The 15996-nt window shown below is 58.8% G+C and carries 14 protein-coding genes and 1 tRNA gene; 9 read left to right on the top strand and 6 right to left on the bottom strand.

Translation table 11 applies throughout. The annotated features are described in order from the left end of the window. The first annotated feature begins 100 nt into the window (after window positions 1-100). Window positions 101-1180 carry a porin gene (locus E6W33_RS04350; RefSeq protein WP_136414719.1) on the top strand — a complete coding sequence of 360 codons (1080 nt, stop codon included), beginning with the start codon at window positions 101-103 and terminating at the stop codon, window positions 1178-1180. 571 nt (window positions 1181-1751) lie between these two features. Here E6W33_RS04350 and pstS read toward each other — a convergent pair. Next, the gene (gene pstS / locus E6W33_RS04345) at window positions 1752-2789 is read right to left on the bottom strand and encodes a phosphate ABC transporter substrate-binding protein PstS (RefSeq protein WP_136414717.1); all 1038 of its coding nucleotides are present in this window, start codon (window positions 2787-2789) and stop codon (window positions 1752-1754) included. Window positions 2790-3065: 276 nt separating this feature from the next. Continuing rightward, window positions 3066-3404 (bottom strand): hypothetical protein, encoded by a 339-nt coding sequence (locus E6W33_RS27435; RefSeq protein WP_247869514.1) that lies wholly within the window; start codon window positions 3402-3404, stop codon window positions 3066-3068. 31 nt (window positions 3405-3435) lie between these two features. Here E6W33_RS27435 and E6W33_RS04340 point away from each other — a divergent pair, with 31 nt between their 5' ends. The 6 genes from E6W33_RS04340 to E6W33_RS04315 all read left to right on the top strand — a co-directional run bounded on the left by E6W33_RS04340 (window position 3436) and on the right by E6W33_RS04315 (window position 10134). Then, complete coding sequence (locus E6W33_RS04340) at window positions 3436-5181, top strand: alkaline phosphatase PhoX (RefSeq protein ID WP_247869513.1); 1746 nt, start codon at window positions 3436-3438, stop codon at window positions 5179-5181. Between the two features lie 366 nt (window positions 5182-5547). After that, window positions 5548-6579, top strand: coding sequence for a LacI family DNA-binding transcriptional regulator (locus E6W33_RS04335; RefSeq protein WP_136414712.1), 1032 nt, complete (start codon window positions 5548-5550; stop codon window positions 6577-6579). 98 nt (window positions 6580-6677) lie between these two features. After that, a complete protein-coding gene (locus E6W33_RS04330; RefSeq protein WP_348983147.1) occupies window positions 6678-7223 on the top strand; it encodes a gluconokinase in 546 nt (181 codons plus the stop codon). A gap of 23 nt (window positions 7224-7246) precedes the next feature. After that, the gene (locus E6W33_RS04325) at window positions 7247-7825 is read left to right on the top strand and encodes a TRAP transporter small permease (protein WP_136414710.1); all 579 of its coding nucleotides are present in this window, start codon (window positions 7247-7249) and stop codon (window positions 7823-7825) included. After that, on the top strand, window positions 7822-9099 hold the full coding sequence (locus tag E6W33_RS04320) for a TRAP transporter large permease subunit (protein WP_136414708.1): 1278 nt from the start codon (window positions 7822-7824) through the stop codon (window positions 9097-9099). The genes E6W33_RS04325 and E6W33_RS04320 overlap by 4 nt, the downstream gene beginning before the upstream one ends. Window positions 9100-9126: 27 nt before the next feature. Next, a complete protein-coding gene (locus E6W33_RS04315; RefSeq protein ID WP_136414706.1) occupies window positions 9127-10134 on the top strand; it encodes a TRAP transporter substrate-binding protein in 1008 nt (335 codons plus the stop codon). Between the two features lie 391 nt (window positions 10135-10525). Here E6W33_RS04315 and E6W33_RS27795 read toward each other — a convergent pair whose 3' ends face one another. From E6W33_RS27795 to acs, 3 genes are all read right to left on the bottom strand, one after another. After that, complete coding sequence (locus E6W33_RS27795) at window positions 10526-10648, bottom strand: hypothetical protein (RefSeq protein WP_282183677.1); 123 nt, start codon at window positions 10646-10648, stop codon at window positions 10526-10528. A 165-nt stretch (window positions 10649-10813) separates the two neighbouring features. Beyond that, window positions 10814-10904, bottom strand: a tRNA-Ser gene (locus tag E6W33_RS04310). Window positions 10905-11061: 157 nt separating this feature from the next. Further along, window positions 11062-13044 (bottom strand): acetate--CoA ligase, encoded by a 1983-nt coding sequence (gene acs, locus E6W33_RS04305; protein WP_136414703.1) that lies wholly within the window; start codon window positions 13042-13044, stop codon window positions 11062-11064. A gap of 270 nt (window positions 13045-13314) precedes the next feature. Between acs and E6W33_RS04300 the strand changes: the two genes are divergently transcribed. Together E6W33_RS04300 and E6W33_RS04295 are read left to right on the top strand one after the other, a co-directional pair. Then, on the top strand, window positions 13315-13938 hold the full coding sequence (locus E6W33_RS04300; protein ID WP_136414701.1) for a YqhA family protein: 624 nt from the start codon (window positions 13315-13317) through the stop codon (window positions 13936-13938). 15 nt (window positions 13939-13953) lie between these two features. Continuing rightward, window positions 13954-15492 carry a fumarate hydratase gene (locus E6W33_RS04295; protein WP_136414699.1) on the top strand — a complete coding sequence of 513 codons (1539 nt, stop codon included), beginning with the start codon at window positions 13954-13956 and terminating at the stop codon, window positions 15490-15492. A 107-nt stretch (window positions 15493-15599) separates the two neighbouring features. Here E6W33_RS04295 and E6W33_RS04290 read toward each other — a convergent pair whose 3' ends face one another. Continuing rightward, entirely contained in the window at window positions 15600-15953 is a 354-nt protein-coding gene (locus E6W33_RS04290) for a carboxymuconolactone decarboxylase family protein (protein ID WP_136414697.1), read from the bottom strand. Between the last annotated feature and the right edge of the window lie 43 nt (window positions 15954-15996).

Raw genomic sequence — 15996 nt, 5'->3', positions numbered from 1 at the left:
ATCACGCGGTAATTTCCTCTGCGCAGAATCCTGCCTGTCTATTTAGTTGCCATTAACTTGTAGGCGTCAAAGAAACCGTATCTACCTGGGAAACTCAACAATGAAAAAATCGCTTCTCGCCATTGCTGTATTTGGTGTATTCGCAGGCGCCGCTTCGGCGCAGACAAACGTGACGATTTATGGCGTCGCCGATGCAGGCATTCGCTATCGCGACAACGGTGCATCGACGAACAGCAAGACCTGGGGCCTCGACAGTGGCCTGCAGTCCGGCAGCCGCATCGGCTTCAAAGGCAGCGAAGACCTCGGCGGCGGCCTGTCCGCCCTCTTCACCTTGGAAACCGGATTCAATATTGACGATGGCTCGCTGGGCCAAGGCATTGCCGCCAGCGCGAGCACGCCGGCACTGACTCGGCTGTTTGGTCGCCAGGCGTTCGTCGGCCTGTCCGGCGGTTTTGGCGCCATCAAGCTCGGCCGCCAGTACGCCCCCATTCGCGTCGCCCTCGAAAGCATCGATCCCTTTGGCCTCGGGGGTGCGGGCAATGCTGCCAACGTATTCAATGTGCATGGCGAACGCACTGACAATACGCTGAACTATACGACTGCGAATATCGGCGGCTTCTCCGGCCAGCTTGCGTACAGCTTCGGCGAGATCGCAGGTGACAATTCGGCCGGCCGTCAAATCGGTGTGTCGGGCGGCTACGCCAACGGCCCGCTCAACATCGTCGTCGCTTATCACAAGCAAAACCTGCTTGGCGGCGGTACCGCGACCGCGTTTCCGGCAACCCCGGCTGGCGACGCGAAAACCACCATGCTGGGCGGCACCTATGATTTCGGCGTCGCGAAACTGCATGCCGCGTATTCCCGTTCCAAGGGCGAAAGCGCCGCAGGCGTAACCAATCTTGATCGTGATGACGCAATGATCGGCGTTAGCGCACCGGTTGGCGCAGGCACGATCCTGGCGTCGTACATCCTGCGTCGCGACGATATCGCCGGCACCGGCGGTACCAGCCGCGACGCCAATCAGATCGCACTGGGCTACCTCCACAACCTGTCCAAGCGCACGAACCTGTACGCCATGTATGCACGCACCACGAATGACGCGGGCGCCACATTGAACGGTGCAGCGTCCGCAGGCGCTGATCCCTCAACCTTCATGGTCGGTGTCCGCCACCGCTTCTAAGTTGCCGCGGGCATGCGCCCGCTGCGAGGACAAAAGGCGCGCTGTTCAAAACGGCGCGCCTTTTTTCATGCAAGTCGCCGCACACCTTTTTATAAGAATGCCATTCGCAATGGCGCTATCGGAACGTTGAGACGGATGCCAGTATCCGAGGCACCGGCTGATACGGAATCGAAGTTTGAACGCCAGACACCTGCTTCGTCCAGATCAAAGATCCATCCTCATGTGACCCGATGCTCCCGACGCGGAACATCAGAACATGTCGTCATTGCATGTGAGAGATGCATTCATTCAAGAACGCGGGCTGGCGGCGGTGGGGTGGTCGGTACACCACCCCGCTTCTGTGCGGACCTGGTGGCGTACCTGCCTGCCGTCATGCATATCGTTTGCATGTACAGCAGTTGGAAGAGATCATACATGCGCATTGTTACCGCGACGTGACCTTGCGCAGGACGCAGAAGATCATCTTCATCGGACGTTCAAGAACCGGACGGTTTCTCGTCGCATGGGAAATGGAAAACGTCTTCCTGCGACCGGGACCGCAGGAAGACGCTTGCATCAAGGAGGTACTGGATTACCAGATCGCTTTGCCAGCCTGGTCTTTGAGCTGCGATTTCCACGCATCTTCCACCAGCTTGACCACGGCCGTCGGCATCGCAACATAGTCGAGCTCCGCAGCCATTGCGCCACCATTCTTGTATGCCCAATCGAAGAACTTGAGCGCTTCTTTCGCCTTCGTCGCATCCGCTTGCGCCTTGTGCATCAGAATGAAGGATGCGCCAGTAATCGGCCAGCTGGCCTTGCCAGGCTGATTCGTCAACACAACCGCGAAGCCCGGCGTCTTCGTCCACTCAGCGCCGGCAGCGGCGGCCTTGAATGTCGCGTCGTCCGGTTGCACAAACTGGCCATCCAGATTCTGCAATTGCGTATGCTGCATATTGTTTTTCTTTGCGTACGCGTATTCAACATAGCCGATCGATGCCTTGATCCGTTGAACGTTCGCCGCCACGCCTTCGTTGCCTTTCCCGCCTACGCCAACCGGCCATTTCACTGCGGTGCCCGAGCCGACAGTGCTCTTGAAGTCAATGCTTGATTTGCTCAGGAAGTCAGTCCACAGAAAGGATGTGCCAGAACCATCGGCGCGATGGACCACCGCGATGTCATCGGTCGGCAGCTTTACGCCAGGATTAAGCGCGACGATATCGGGGTGAACCCACTTGGTGATCTTGCCCAGGTAAATATCTGCAATGACACGCCCCGTCAATTTTAGCTGTCCCGGTTTGACACCTTCCAGGTTCACTACCGGGACAACCCCGCCCATGATCGCGGGGAACTGCATCAAGCCGTCTTTCTCAAGATCCTCGGCGTGCAAGGGCATGTCTGATGCACCGAAATCCACCGTCTTTGCCTTGATCTGCTTGATGCCGCCACCCGAGCCGATCGACTGGTAGTTCAGTCCAGTGCCGCTTGCGCTTTTATAGGTAGCAGCCCATTTTGCATAGATCGGATAAGGAAAGGTGGCACCCGCGCCGGTAATGTCGGCGGCGACAGCATTCGACAATGTCAGCGCCACTCCGAAAGCGGCAAGGGTGGATTTGAAAAGCACATTCATTCGCAGAACTCCTTAAAAAAATATACGAGTGGAAAGATCTCCACTCTAGCGAGTGAATATGACAAGCTGGTGACGCGGTAGAAACAAGATCCGATTGAATGCGGCATCGATATTCCGCAATCCGCAGCAACGCGAATTCGTTGCGCGGCGTGATAGAAAGTTCGACGGCGCGAGGTCAAGCTCCGCGTTATCAGGAACGCCTTGGTCACGCACCTCGCCCTCCACTGCCACCATGCAGGCGCCACGCGCTGACCAGGCGATGATGTCACTCTCCCGTCACAGTGGCTGACTATCATTTTTACGCGAGCCGCATCCGGACAATCTGGTGCGCTCGTTTCTGATGCTTGAAATGCACGCTGAATGCTGCTTGCCGCATAACGAGCGGGCAGCTCGCATGCCTTCACCGACAAACAAACAAAGGAAAAAAACGATGAGCGAGTCTCTCGATCTTTCACGTCGCCGCATTCTCAAAGCATTGTCCGGTGCTCCGCTCTTGCCGCTTGCGGCTGGCAGTGGGACTTCCTTTCTCCTGGCTGCCTGTGGCGGTAGCTCGGCAGCCATCGCATCGACAAATCTTGCTTCTGTGACGTTCAGCGCGGCGACGTTCAACGCCATGCCAGCGCCAACATTGGCAAATGCCGCCGCAATGGCAACAACCACCGTTGCCTCAAGCTTGACGGCAAGCTACAGCGACGGCACGAAGCAAAATTATGCGCTGGCGTATGAGGCGTTTTTCATCACTGGCGGGCAAGTGCCGAACGGGGCGGGCGGAACAACACTGAGTGGCGGCTACTATGACATCAACAATCAGCCGATCGCGGACAAATCGGCCGCTGGCAATCCGCAGTTCTATTCGGACTGCCCTGACGGATCGTCCCTGCTGACCCTTTCCAATCCCACAGTCGCAGGCGTCAGCGGCAACACGGTGTTTGCCGTCGTGCAGTTCGAATACACCAGCCGCGACGCAGCCGGCAACTCGATGTACGGCCGACTGCCATCGCCGATCGCCGTGCTGACACTGGATCAGAACAAGGCGACCGGCAGACTCAGTCTGGTGAAGTACTCAAACGTTGACACCAGCGCGGTCCATGGCCTGTGGATCACCTGTGGCGCAAGCCGCTCCCCGTGGAATACCCATCTCTCCAGCGAAGAGTATGAACCGGATGCGACTGCGATCGCGACGAACGCGCAATTCCAGGCATTCAGCCAAAATCTGTACGGCGACCCGACCAGGGCAAACCCGTATCACTACGGGCATCTGCCGGAGGTGACCGTCAATCCCGACGGCACCGGCAGCATCAGGAAACACTATTGCCTGGGGCGAATCTCGCACGAGCTGGTGCAGGTCATGCCTGATGAACGCACCGTGCTGATGGGCGACGACGCCACCAACGGCGGCCTGTTCATGTTCATCGCAGACGCTGCCCGTGATCTGAGCAGCGGCACCTTGTATGTCGCGAAGTGGAATCAAAAGACTGCCGAAAACGGCGGCTCGGCCGATCTCGGCTGGATCAGATTGGGCAAGGCGACCAGCGCCGAAATCAAGACATTGGCCGATACCCTGAGCGCTGCCGACATCGTTGACGTCAAGACCGCGGATCCTTCGGATGCGAGCTACACGAGGATTGCGTTCAGCGGCAAGAGCAACTGGGTCAAATTCATGCCGGGCAAGGAAAAAGCCGCCGCCTTCCTCGAAACCCATCGCTATGCCGCATTCAAGGGCGGCAGCCTGGGTTTCACCAAGATGGAAGGCACCACCGTCAATGCACGAGACAAGATCGCCTATCTGGCGATGAGCTACATACAGGCGGCAATGAAAAACGGCTCGGGCGGCATCTCGGTGCAAGGCCCGAACGCCGGCGCCATCTATGCGCTGAACTTGAAGGGCGGGCAGACCGACGATACCGGCGCGGCGATCGACAGCCAATGGGTGCCGGTGGACATGGCTGCGATCCTGCTTGGCGAAGATCTCGCAGGGCCTGATGCGATCGGCAATCTTGCCAATCCGGACAAGATCGCCAATCCGGACAACATCAAGTTTTCAGAGAAGCTGCGCACACTCTTCATCGGCGAAGACAGCGGACTGCATGTCAACAACTTCCTGTGGGCCTACAACGTGGACACGAAGCTTCTTTCGCGCGTGATGTCGTGCCCGGCCGGCGCCGAATCGACAGGCCTGCACGCAGTGGACGACATCAACGGCTTCGCCTACATCATGAGCAACTTCCAGCACCCCGGTGATTGGGAACTGACCAGGGATGCAAGCGGCAACGTCACCGGAGGTCTGCATTCGAAGGTCTATGCAACGCTAGACCCGCTCGAAAAGCAGAACTATCGCAATCTGCAAGGTGCTGCCGTCGGTTACCTGACCGGGTTGCCGACCTTGGGATAAACCAAAAGGTCATCGCGAGCGACAGAACCCATACGGAATTTCTCCGCATGGGTTCTCTGATCTCATGCAGGATGAATTTCCGAGCACTTGATATCTCTCCTCAATGGAAAGCAGGCAACCCTCGAAACTTGAGGACTTAAGCGCACCCCAAAGTATCCGAAGCAAAACGTCCGAATTTCCGGCACAAGCTCTCTCAAGCATGCCCCGAAAACGGAAGTACCGACATACGTGCGTGATGCCCCCCCACTGCTGGAGTCGACATTTTCTGCATTGAAGGCACGAACCCTGATCGTGGAAAATTGTTGCGCGGGAGGCATGATTCACAGCTATCATAGATAGCGCTATCAATTGCATTATCTTCGATACATGCCCAAGTCCAACAGCCCTCAACGCGGCCGCTCACACCAACGCGTCACACTGGCGGATGTCGCGCGCGCAGTTGGTGTTTCCACCATGACTGCCTCGCGGGCCATCACGCGGCCAGAACTCGTCACGCCTGAGCTGCGCACCCAAATCGAAAAGGCGATCGCAACCCTTGGCTACGTGCCGAACCGTGCCGCTCGCTCACTTGCTTCGGCACGGTCGCATGTGATCGCAGTGTTGATCCCTTCGCTTTCGAACGCAGTCTTCACCGACGTGCTTGCCGGCATCCAGGATGCGGTGGACGCGGAGGGCTACCAGGTGCTGATCGGCAATACGCGCTATTCCGACGCGGAGGAGGAAAAGCTCGTCAACATCCACCTGCAGTCCAATCCGGATGGTGTGATCCTGACCGGACTGACGCAGAGCGACAAGGTGCGCCAGATGCTGGCCGCCTCCCGCGTTCCGACCGTGTCGATGATGGACCTCTCCGACGATCCGGATCGGTATTCAGTCGGGCTTTCGCAATTCGACGCGGGCGCCACCATTACGCGTCACCTGCTGGAAAAGGGCTACCGACGCATCGGCTTCATCGCGTCGCAACTCGACGAACGTACCATCAAGCGCGCCGAGGGCTATCGCCACGCGCTACGCGAGGCAGGACTGTACGACGCACGCCGGGAAATCCTGGTGCCCGATCCGTCGACGATCGCGCTCGGCGCCGAACTGGTTGGGCGCCTGCTTGCGGTTGCCCCCGATTGCGACGCCGTGTTCTGCTGCAACGATGACCTTGCCTACGGCGCGATCTACCAGTGCCAGCGGCGCGGCATCGCGATTCCCCGCAAACTGGCAATCTGCGGATTCAATGACCTGCCGGCATCGGCATGGATGAACCCGTCCGTCACAACCATTGCCACTCCGCGTTACCGGATCGGCTACGAATCAGCAAGCCTGCTCAAGCGGCTGATCGAGGGAGAGAGGCCGGAACACCGCAGAATCGACCTCGGTTACACGCTGATGGCGCGCGAAAGCACCTGACGCCCATTTCTGCTGCAAAGCACAATCGATTTTTCTTTACATGTCTGGAACAGGCGTTAAACTTTGCATAAATGTTAGCGCTAACAAGAAAGCTGAATGTGAAAGAAAGACTCAAGGAAACGACGTGGGAAAAAAGCGGCAATGCGAGGCGCTATGTCGTGATGGGCGTCAGCGGCTGCGGCAAGAGCGAGATTGGCGCGCGGCTGGCGGAGCGGCTGGGTTATCCCCATGTCGAAGGCGACCGCTATCACTCCCGGCACAACGTCGAGAAGATGGCAGCAGGCATACCGCTCAATGACGACGACCGCCGCGACTGGCTGCGGACCCTCGGCACGGAGATCGCCGCCGCGCACGAAGAATCGCGCGGCCTGGTGCTGTCATGTTCTGCGCTCAAGCGTAGCTACCGTGACCTGCTTCGCCAAAGCGATCCCGGGCTCATCTTTATCCACCTGACGGGCGACCGCGGTCTGATCGAAGAGCGGATGCGAGCCCGGCCCAACCATTTCATGCCGGTGTCGCTGCTCGACAGCCAACTGCGCGACCTCGAACCGCTGGCCGGCGGCGAAGCCGGCATGGAACTTGACATCAGGCTCGTGCCGGACGACATCGTGCAGCGCGTCCTCGATCATCACGGCAAAGCATGACGGCGGACATCCAGGAGACAGCAATGAAACAACTCGTATCAAGACTCGAATCGCTGGTCGAAGGACTGATGGCCGTGGCGCTGGCAGTGATGGCTGCCTGCGTGTTCGGCAACGTCGTCCTGCGCTATGTGTTCAACACCGGCATCGCGGCGGCGGAAGAGATTTCCCGCCTGATGTTCGTCTGGCTCATCTTCCTCGGTGCCATTCTCGCGCTGCGCAGGAACGCCCATCTCGGCGTGGAGCTGGTACAGGCGCGGCTGCCGAAGCCGGCGCGCAAGGCCTGCGCCGTCATCAGCCACCTGCTGATGCTCTACGGCCTCTGGCTTTTCCTCTACGGCAGCTGGACGCAGACACTGATCGGCCTGCACACGTTCTCGACGGTGCTCGGCTACCCCACTGCATTCATGGCGTCGTCGGGCCTGCTCTGCGCCGCATCGATGATGCTCATCGTGCTGGCAAACCTCTGGCGGATCGTCATCGGCCATCCGGACGCGATTGTGCCCGGCAATGCGCCCTCGGCGATGCTGCAGGCGCATGACGTACACCCCGGCACCCACGGCGCCACTGCAGAAACCGTCTACGAACAAAAGGTAACGAAATGACGCTCACCGTATTCCTCGGCTCGCTCACGCTGCTGATGGCGCTCGGCATGCCGATCGCTTTCGCCCTGCTCCTGACGGGCGTAGTGCTGATGATCCACATCGACTTTTTCGATGCGCAGCTGGTTGCGCAGAACCTGCTCTCCGGCGCCGACAACTTCCCGCTGATGGCGGTGCCGTTCTTCATCCTCGCCGGCGAACTGATGAATGCGGGCGGTATTTCGAAGCGCATCATCAACCTCGCCGTCGGCTTCGTCGGGCATATCAGGGGTGGCCTCGGTTATGTGACCATTGCCGCCTCGGTACTGCTGGCCAGCCTTTCCGGCTCTGCCATCGCCGATACCGCAGCGCTTGCCACACTGTTGATCCCGATGATGCGCGACCATGGCTATGCGGTGCCGCGCTCCGCCGGACTGATCGCTTCCGGCGGCATCATCGCGCCCATCATCCCGCCATCCATGCCTTTCATCATCTTCGGCGTAACGACGAACACCTCCATCAGCAACCTGTTCCTGGCCGGTATCGTGCCCGGCGTGCTGATGGGCGTGGCGCTGATCGCGGTGTGGTTCATGCTGGCGCGCAAGATGGATGTCACGCCTCAGCCGAAGGCCGGATGGGATGAGCGCCGCAGGGCGCTGGTCGATGGTGTCTGGGCGCTGATGCTGCCGGTGATCATCCTCGGCGGACTGCGCGGCGGCATCTTCACGCCCACTGAAGCGGCGGTCGTAGCAGCGGTGTATTCGCTGTTCGTCGCGCTTTTCATCTACCGCGAAGTGAAGTTTCGTGACCTTCGCCGCCTGCTGGTCGACGCTGCGCGCACCACCAGCACCGTGATGTTCCTGTGCGCCGGCGCGCTGGTTTCCTCCTATATGGTCACGCTCGCCGACTTGCCGGCCATGGTCACCGATTTCCTCGGACCGCTGATGAAGGATCCGCGTGTGCTGATGGCCGCGATCATGCTGCTGCTCCTGGCGGTCGGCACGGTGATGGATCTCACGCCCACCATCCTCGTGATGGGGCCGGTACTGATGCCGCTGGCGGTCAAGGCGGGCATCGATCCGACTTATTTCGGCGTGATGTTTGTGCTGGTCGGCACGCTGGGCCTGATCCACCCGCCGGTCTGCACTGTGCTGAACGTGGTCTGCGGCGTCGCGAAGATATCGCTGGAGAGCGCGACGAAGGGCATCTGGCCTTTCCTGCTCACCTACATCCTGCTCATTGCGCTGTTCATCGTTTTCCCCGGAATCATCACCGTGCCCCTGCACTGGTTCCGCTAACCCTTGCCTACAACACCTGGAGGAGTCATGAATCACATTTTCAAGAAACTCGTTCTCGCTATCGCTGTCGCAAGTGCCGCCACCGCGGCGCTGGCAGCGGATTTCCAGCCGCGCATCATCCGTTTCGGCTACGGCCTCGCCGAGGACAGCAACCAGGGCCGCGCTGCGAAATTCTTCGCCGACGATCTCGCCAAACGTACCGGCAACAAGATACGCATGAAGGGCTTCGGCAATGCCAGCCTCGGCAGCGATATTCAGATGCAGAACGCGCTGATCGGTGGTGCGCAGGAAATGATGGTAGGATCGACCGCGACGCTGGTCGGCATCGTCAGCGACTTCGGCGTCTATGATTTGCCTTTCGTGTTCCGCAACGAGAAGGAAGCCGATGCCATCCTGGATGGCCCCTTCGGCCAGGCGTTGATGGCGAAGCTGCAGGAAAAAGGCCTGGTCGGCCTCGTCTACTGGGAGAATGGTTTCCGCAACCTGACAAACTCCAAGCACCCGATCACGAAGATGGAAGACCTGAAGGGCATCAAGCTGCGCGTGATGCAGAACCCGGTCTACATCGACATGTTCAAGGGCTTCGGCGCAAACGCCGTCCCGCTTGCGTTCTCCGAATTATTCACCGCGATGGAGACCGGTACTGTTGACGGCCAGGAAAACCCGGTCACGACCATCCAGTCGAGCAAGTTCTATGAAGTGCAAAAATACCTGTCGCTGACCAAGCACGTCTACAGTCCGTGGATCGTCCTTGCCAGCAAGAAGTGGTGGGACGGCCTGAACGCCGACGAGCGCAAGGCGGTCCAGGACTCTGCCTTTGCCGCGCGCGACTTCGAGCGCAAGGACACGCGCGAGGCATCGGCAAAGGCGATCGACTTCCTGAAATCCAAGGGAATGCAGGTCACCGTTGTCAGCGACAAGGAAATCGAACGCATGCAGGAAACCACCCGCCAGGCAATGTATAAGTTTGCCAACGACGGGCATGCCAAGCTGATCAAGGATCTGCAGTCCGAGGTGGAAAAGCAGCGCAAATAGACGACAGGCGCGCCGGGTCCACGCAATTCAATATGGGCGCCGGCATGGCGGGGGCAAGGCGATACGGATAAAACCTGCTTTGCCTCGTTCGTTTTGCGTCGGCCTGCGACAGCACCGGCCATCAATGCGGCAGTCGGTGCAGCGACTTGCATGTCGTCTTTGATATTTTTAAGCTGTACCAACGTCGCGCCACGGAACGACTGACCGATGCGCACGAATTACCGAGAAATGGATTTGAGTTTACAAGGCATCTGGTTGCTCGAACCGGCGCATATTGTCTCGAACGCAGCGCAACTGCACGTCAAGTCGACCCCGATTGACATACTGTCAGTTTGAAAAAACAGCCAAGGGTATAGGCGAGATGAACGGCAACAGGTTGGCAAAAAAGCGGTCATTTCAATGCCAACCTTACCCCATTCGACGGGCCGCCGCAGTCAAAAAGCTTATAGGGCTTGTCCTTGGGCTTGGCGTTTTTAACCTGAACATCGGTCAGCGGGGTAACGAGTTTAGGCATTTTGGGGGCATCCTGTTTTGGGGGCACCAAATATGCCCCCAAGCGTGCCCCCAAAATTACTGGATGTCAATGCACGTTAAAAACGCTCCAGAAACAAAAAACCCGCATAAACACTTGGTTTAATGCGGGTTTTTGATCCTGCCTGAACTTCTTTGAACGACATTTTGGCGGAGAGAGGGGGATTCGAACCCCCGATAGGCTATTAACCTATACACGCTTTCCAGGCGTGCGACTTAAACCGCTCATCCATCTCTCCTGGATTCTGGTTCGCTAGCGCGAAGCCCAAGATTATAGCAAAGTCTTTCGAGTTATTGCAGCTTTTCAGTTTGCCCAGGGAAAAGTTCCAAAAAGAAACCGGTGCAGCTTGTGGCCGCACCGGTCTTTTAGTCTCCTCGCTCTTTTGGCGTTTGCGCTTATTGCGCCTGTTTCAGTTGTTCCAGGATTGCCGGGTTTTCCAGCGTGGATACGTCTTGCGTGATCTGCTCGCCCTTGGCAAGCACGCGCAGCAGGCGGCGCATGATCTTGCCGGAACGCGTCTTCGGCAGGTTGTCGCCGAAACGGATTTCCTTCGGCTTGGCGATCGGGCCGATTTCCTTGGCAACCCAGTCGCGCAATTCCTTGGCAATCTGCTTGGCTTCGTCGCCGGTCGGACGGGCGCGCTTCAGCACCACGAAGGCGCAGATGGATTCGCCGGTGGTCTCGTCCGGCTTGCCGACCACGGCGGCTTCGGCGACGATCGGGTTGGCCACCAGCGCGGATTCGATTTCCATCGTGCCCATGCGATGACCTGAGACGTTCAGCACGTCGTCGATGCGGCCGGTGATGGTGAAGTAACCGGTCTTTTCGTTGCGCACTGCGCCGTCGCCGGCGAGGTAGGTCTTTCCGCCCAGCTCTTCGGGGAAATAGCTCTTCTTGAAGCGCTCCGGGTCGCCCCAGATGGTGCGGATCATGGCCGGCCATGGGCGCTTCACGACCAGAATGCCGCCCTGCCCCCACGGCAGGTCGTGACCGGTTTCATCAACCACCGCAGTCATGATGCCAGGCAGCGGCAGCGTGCAGGAACCCGGGACCATTGGCGTGACGCCCGGCAGCGGAGTGATCATGTGACCGCCGGTTTCGGTCTGCCAGAAGGTATCGGCGATCGGGCAGTTCTCGCGGCCGACGTTCTTGTAGTACCACATCCAGGCTTCCGGATTGATCGGTTCGCCCACGGAGCCGAGCAGGCGCAGGCTGGACAGGTCGTACTTGGTCGGATGCACGGCCGGATCCGCTTCGGCGGCCTTGATCAGCGAACGGATCGCGGTCGGCGCGGTGTAGAAAATGGTGGTCTTGTGCTTCTGGATCATGTCCCAGAAGCGGCCGGCGTTCGGATAAGTCGGCACGCCTTCGAACACGATCTGCGTGGCGCCTACCGCCAGCGGGCCGTAGGCGATGTAGGTGTGGCCGGTGACCCAGCCGATGTCGGCCGTACACCAGAACACGTCAGTCGGCTTGATGTCGAAGGTCCACTTCATGGTGAGCATCGCCCACAGCAGGTAGCCGCCGGAAGAATGCTGCACGCCCTTCGGCTTGCCGGTCGAACCCGAGGTGTAGAGAATGAACAGCGGATGCTCGGCGTCGACCCATTCCGGCTCGCAAGTGGCAGCCTGGTTGGCGAGCACGTCTTGCAGCCAGAGGTCGCGGCCGGCGACGAAATTGATGTTGGCGCCGGTGCGCTTGTACACGATCACGTTCTTCAGCGTGTCGCAGCCGCCCATGTCGATCGCTTCATCCACGATCGCCTTCAGGGGCAGGTGCTTGCCGCCACGCACTTGTTCGTCTGCGGTAATGACCGCGACCGCGCCGGCATCGATGATGCGCTCCTGCAGCGACTTGGCGGAGAAACCGCCGAACACCACGGAGTGGGTCGCGCCGATACGGGCACAGGCTTGCATGGCGGCGATGCCTTCGACCGACATCGGCATGTAGACGACAACGCGGTCGCCTTTCTTGATGCCGAGCGATTTCAGGCCGTTGGCGAACTGGCAGACCTTGTCATGCAGTTCCTGATAGGTGACCTTCGTGACCTTGCCGTCGTCCGCTTCGAAAATGACGGCGGTCTTGCCGGCGTTGCCGTTTTGCAGATTGCGGTCGAGGCAGTTGTAGGAGACATTGAGCTGGCCGTCTTCGAACCACTTGTAGAACGGCGCTTCCGATTCGTTCAGGGTCTTGGTGAACGGCTTGTGCCACTGCACGTTCTCGCGCGCCAGTTGCGCCCAGAATCCTTCGTAATCGCGTTCGGCTGCCGCGCACATCGCCTTGTATTGCTCCATGCCGGAAATGGTGGCGTTCTTAACAAACGCTTCCGGTGGATTGAAGATGCGACTTTCTTGTTTTAGGGTTTCGATATCGGACATGATGGTCTCCCGCACTAACGTTGAATTGTTGCGAAGGTAAGCTTTTACACTTACTCAAGCCTTACACATATGTTTGAGACAAGCTTATGGAGGCATACAAAGGTCTGATTTTCAGCTCCGAAGCGTTCATGCGTTTATAGACTGTCTTGCATATTCACTTTTGAGATTTCGCAGCGGGCTTGTCTTTGTTGCATCGCACGAAACCCGAGAGCGAAAGCGCTGGCGCGTGTAAAATGGGAGGGTTTGATTTTTGTCCAATTTCCTCGCGACATGCGCTCCAGCGACAACGATATCTCGACCAGGGCCAACCGCCCGATCCGCCCGCTGCCCAACCTGATTTTCATGAGCCGGTGGCTGCAGCTTCCGTTGTATCTCGGCCTGATCCTGGCCCAAGGCGTGTATGTCTATCATTTCTGGGTCGAACTGATAGATCTCATCGGGGCCGCGATGGGGAATCAAGCTGCACTCGAGCATGTCCTCAATGCGGTGACGATCGACGGCGCTTCCAGGCCGACCAAATTGACCGAGACCACGATCATGCTGGTCGTACTCGGATTGATCGATGTGGTGATGATTTCCAACCTGCTGATCATGGTGATCGTCGGCGGATACGAGACTTTTGTTTCGCGCATGAATCTGGAGAGCCATCCCGATCAACCCGAATGGCTGTCGCATGTGAATGCGTCCGTGCTGAAGGTGAAGCTGGCGACCGCAATCATCGGCATCTCGTCCATCCATCTGTTGAAGACATTCATCAACGCCGGCGCTTATGACGCGAAGACGCTGATCGCGCAGACCGGCATCCATATCACTTTCCTGTTGTCCGCCATGGCAATCGCCATGTGCGATCGACTAATGGCGCCACCTCCCGAAAGCGCCAAGAATTCCCACTGACCCTGAGCAGACATCATGACCATCATCAAGCAAGAAGATCTGATCGAATCCGTCGCCGCCGCGCTGCAGTACATCAGCTACTACCATCCGGTGGACTTCATCCAGCATCTGGCACGCGCGTATGAAGCGGAAAAGAGCCCTGCGGCGAAGGACGCGATCGCACAGATCCTGACCAACTCCCGCATGTGCGCCGAAGGCAAGCGTCCTATCTGTCAAGACACCGGTATCGTCAATGTGTTCCTGAAGATCGGCATGGATGTGCGCTTCGAGGGCTTCAAGGGCTCGATTACCGATGCAGTGAACGAAGGTGTGCGCCGCGGCTATCTCAATCCGGATAACGTGCTGCGCGCGTCGGTCGTGACCGACCCGCAATTCGAGCGCAAGAACACCAGGGACAACACGCCAGCCGTTATCCACATGGAACTCGTGCCGGGCAATACCGTGGAAGTGCAAGTCGCAGCCAAGGGCGGCGGTTCCGAGAACAAGACCAAGTTCGTGATGCTCAACCCCTCCGATTCGCTGGTGGACTGGGTGCTGAAGACCGTGCCGACCATGGGCGCGGGATGGTGCCCGCCCGGCATGCTGGGTATCGGCATTGGCGGCACGGCGGAAAAAGCCATGCTGATGGCCAAGCAGTCCTTGATGGATGACATCGACATGTACGAGCTGAAACAGCGTGGCCCGCAGAACAAGCTGGAAGAACTGCGCATCGAGCTGTGCGACAAGATCAACGCATTGGGCATCGGCGCGCAAGGCCTGGGTGGTCTGACCACCGTGCTGGACGTGAAGATCAACATGCATCCGACGCATGCGGCTTCCAAGCCGGTGGCAATGATTCCGAACTGTGCTGCGACCCGCCACGCGCACTTCGTACTCGACGGTTCCGGCCCCGCCTACATCGATCCGCCCTCGCTCGACCTGTGGCCGAACGTGCACTGGACCGCCGATACCGAGAAGTCCAAGCGCATCGACCTGGACACGCTGACGAAGGAAGAAGTCGCGTCCTGGAAGCCGGGCCAGACCCTGCTCCTGAATGGCAAGATGCTCACCGGTCGCGACGCCGCACACAAGCGCATCCAGGACATGCTGGCCAAGGGCGAGAAGCTGCCGGTGGACTTCACCAATCGCGTCATTTACTACGTCGGCCCGGTCGATCCGGTGCGCGACGAAGTGGTCGGTCCGGCGGGCCCGACGACGGCTACCCGCATGGACAAGTTCACCGACATGATGCTGGAGAAAACCGGCCTGATCGCCATGATCGGCAAGTCCGAGCGCGGCCCGGTTGCGATCGAATCGATCAAGAACCACAAGTCGGCTTACCTGATGGCGGTCGGCGGCGCAGCCTACCTGGTATCGAAGGCGATCAAGAGTGCCAAGGTGCTCGGTTTTGCCGACCTCGGCATGGAAGCGATCTACGAGTTTGAAGTGAAGGACATGCCGGTGACGGTAGCCGTCGATTCCAATGGCATTTCGGTGCACAACACCGGTCCGAAGGAATGGCAGGAGCGTATTGCAACGGGCAAGTTCGGCACGATCCCCGTGACGGCAGGCTGATCGGGCAAGGCCCAAAATAATGAGGGGGTCACGTTGCCGTGCCCCCTCTTTTTATTTACGTCTCACTCTTTCTCACTGTCTCCTCACCCTCCTTTAAACCTCCTTCATCACGTCTGTTCAGGATTTTTCGCGTGCGCCTGATGCATGGCGTCGATAGCCACCGCAGAATGCGCAAAGGCGCCGCCGGCACGCATTTCGGATGCGACCCAGATCGCTTCCATGATTTCCTGTTCGGTTGCGCCCTTCTTCAGCGCGAGTTCGGTATGGCCGCGAATGCAGTACGGACACTGAGTCACATGCGCCACGGCAACGGCAATCAATTCCTTGGTTTTGGAGGGCAAGGCGCCATCCGCGAATACGCGCTGGCTGAATGTGCGAAAGGCGCCGTAGATTTCAGGCGCCAGCTCACGTCGCTTTTGCGAAATTTCGCGCGACACGTCGGGATACATGGGGTGATCCATGAAGGGAATCCTTTCGATTAACGGTATTGTCTTGCTCGTCTCG

This window comes from Herbaspirillum sp. ST 5-3 (genome assembly GCF_004804275.1).
Lineage (GTDB): Bacteria > Pseudomonadota > Gammaproteobacteria > Burkholderiales > Burkholderiaceae_D > Noviherbaspirillum.
Note: the sequence above shows the minus strand (reverse complement) of the source record. Positions and strands in the feature narration are given on the sequence as shown.